Origin of the sequence: Vibrio sp. V10_P2A27P122 (genome assembly GCF_963874335.1) — a bacterium.
In the GTDB taxonomy this organism is placed as follows: Bacteria; Pseudomonadota; Gammaproteobacteria; order Enterobacterales; family Vibrionaceae; genus Vibrio; species Vibrio anguillarum.
Genome location: NZ_CAWNHY010000202.1, coordinates 1 through 2,447 on the forward strand (window position 1 = coordinate 1; position 2,447 = coordinate 2,447).

The following is a 2,447-nucleotide window of genomic DNA, read 5'->3' on the forward strand; positions in this document are numbered from 1 at the left end:
CGCTTAAGGGGCAGCCAACACTACTACCAACTTTCCGCATAACACCGTAATCACCAAAACCAACGCATAGTAAAAATGCCACGCGTTGGCAGTCCCTCTTGAAGCGTTTGTTATGTAACAATTCCTAGCCGTTCTAAATAGTCACGATGATTAAGAACTATCGTTGCTATTCCCAAAAACTTATAAATCTGCTTAGCTCGATGATAAAGTTTCTTGTCTTTAGTAACAAAGTAGTCTGCTTCACTTGCATAGATTATGTGCTCAATATCATGTGCACTGCTTTTTATTGTTCGTTCTTTATTATCGACTCTGTAGGACAGTAGATCCAACATACCAAACAAGGTATAAACTGCATGAAGAAGTTCGCCTCGCCCTTCGTATTCCTTAATACTTGCTTTATTTCTAAATGATGAATGTGTATAGAACAAGAGTTCACTAAAGTCTTCATCACTTAATGACTCAAAAATGTCATTATTGTTACCGATAACTTTCTTGTGAAGTTCAGTGTCATACTTATCTAGGAATAGAGCTCTTTCCTTAGACGAGAGTAACTTCAAGCTCTCAACAGCATCTGTACTTCCTGGATAAGAGTTCACTCTAACCAAACCATAATGAGGTTCTTCTTTTGCGAAAAAGTGTCCTTTTTCATTAGGGAGTAGCACCAGATTCCCAGTTAACTCTGTTATTCTGGCTAATAATCGGTGCACATCACTATTAGTACTTGTTTTATTTATCTCTTCTAAATGAGATGGGCTATAGCAAATATCTACGCTGTTCTTTAATCTATTTATTTCTTCATATACTGATGCTTGTTCGTCATAGTCAGACAACATATTTTGATCAAAGTAAACGACTTTTCTTTCAGGTGAATACTTTTTGTAAGCAAACTGGCTCCCCTTACTTCTCTTCAACGATGTAAGAATCTCATCTTGATACTGAGTTTTCTTCCACGTATGTAGATCTACCTCTAAAGCTTGTAAATCAATTTTTTTCTGATTTGCTACATTCCTAAGCAATCCATCATAAAACACGTAGTCATAACAGGATGCGCAACTATAACAGGGGGCGACTGGTGCTCCAGGCAGAGACCAAATCTCTTGATACCAAGGCATTAGCTCAACCAACTGCTTTCTCTGTAAAATTTTATTTAGTATATTTTCTTGTAGCCTACTGATTACATAAGCTTTTTCACAATTATTCATGATAATCCTTAAACCTGATCTACATATTGTTTCATAACGCCCTGTTAAGGGGTGAGCAACGCAATACCGATGCCGCCGCATACCACCTTAAACACTAAAATCAACGCATAGTGAAAATGCCACGCGTTGCGAATCCCTCTTAAACAGATTGTTAGCAATATATTTACAGCTTGCCGTTATCTCTTAGGTAATTTATCAACTCCAACAAGTCTATTAGTTTATAAGTTTCAGTTGATTCATCAAAAAAGCCTATGCGCTCTTTATGCTTTAATGAAAAATCTTCACTAAATTCCTTTTGGACTCCATTTTCGCGAATAATATCAAATGCTCGATCAATACAACGAAGTTTCACTTCATCGCTAGCGTTTGGAGAAATTTTAAGGTCGAAAGAATCATAACCCGAACGGAATTTAACACCAAAATCAGCATCAATTGTTTTGATACTCTCACTGCCGCTGATCCTTTTATAAGTTTTACCTTTAACATCTCGACTTAGTGCCAATAACTGAGTCTTGAGTGCATCATAAACAGCGTTAGTCAATAAACCAGTTGCGATAGCATGAACGAGTGCAGGAGATAACATTACAAAAATCTGGCTAACGAAATCAGATAGTGAAGCTTCGAGCCTTCCAGAACGATCATAAGTATTAAGCGACAAACCATGTAAATTAAGACTCTCTGTAGATTCGTTTATGGTCGAATCGTCAATTATATCCTTGAAATAAATTAATTTTAGTTCCACTAAACTTCCTCTTATATTGCTAACGCCCTGTTAAGGGGTGAGCAACGCAATACCGAAGCTGCCGCAGACCACCTTAAACACTAAAATCAACGCATAGTAAAAAATGCCACGCGTTGCGAATCCCTCTTGAACAGTTTGTTATACAACTTGGATTCAAGTACGAAGTGCGACACCTCTGAACATAAAAACAGTGAGATGCGATAATCATGAACTTTGCTCCCGCCAAGAAGTAAAAAACATGAAATACACGCACCTCACTGAGAACGAAAGGTATATGATTTCTGCACTCAGAAAGCAAGGAATTAGTACCGCTAAAATAGCTAAACAACTGGGTCGTCACAAAGCGACTATCTATCGAGAAATTGAACGCAATTCCCGATACAACAGACACTTTAAAAGGTACTCCTATCAGGCGTGGAGAGCCCAACAAATGGCTCGCAACAGGCTGAGCCGCTCGCGCAGAAATAAGCGTTACAGCGAAATCGACTTCAGGTTACCTGAAG

At 38.2% G+C, this 2,447-nt stretch carries 3 protein-coding genes; 1 reads left to right on the plus strand and 2 read right to left on the minus strand.

The window, feature by feature from the left end; all coding sequences use genetic code 11:
- Positions 1–110: 110 nt before the first annotated feature.
- Together AACQ17_RS08695 and AACQ17_RS08700 are read right to left on the minus strand one after the other, a co-directional pair.
- Positions 111–1,202: a hypothetical protein gene (locus tag AACQ17_RS08695; protein ID WP_094167574.1), complete on the minus strand. Its 1,092-nt coding sequence runs from the start codon at positions 1,200–1,202 to the stop codon at positions 111–113.
- 163 nt (positions 1,203–1,365) lie between these two features.
- The gene (locus tag AACQ17_RS08700; RefSeq protein ID WP_017047372.1) at positions 1,366–1,944 is read right to left on the minus strand and encodes a hypothetical protein; all 579 of its coding nucleotides are present in this window, start codon (positions 1,942–1,944) and stop codon (positions 1,366–1,368) included.
- Between the two features lie 238 nt (positions 1,945–2,182).
- Here AACQ17_RS08700 and AACQ17_RS08705 point away from each other — a divergent pair.
- Positions 2,183–2,447, plus strand: a 265-nt coding sequence (locus AACQ17_RS08705) for a helix-turn-helix domain-containing protein (protein ID WP_141201429.1), incomplete at its 3' end; no start/stop codon positions are given.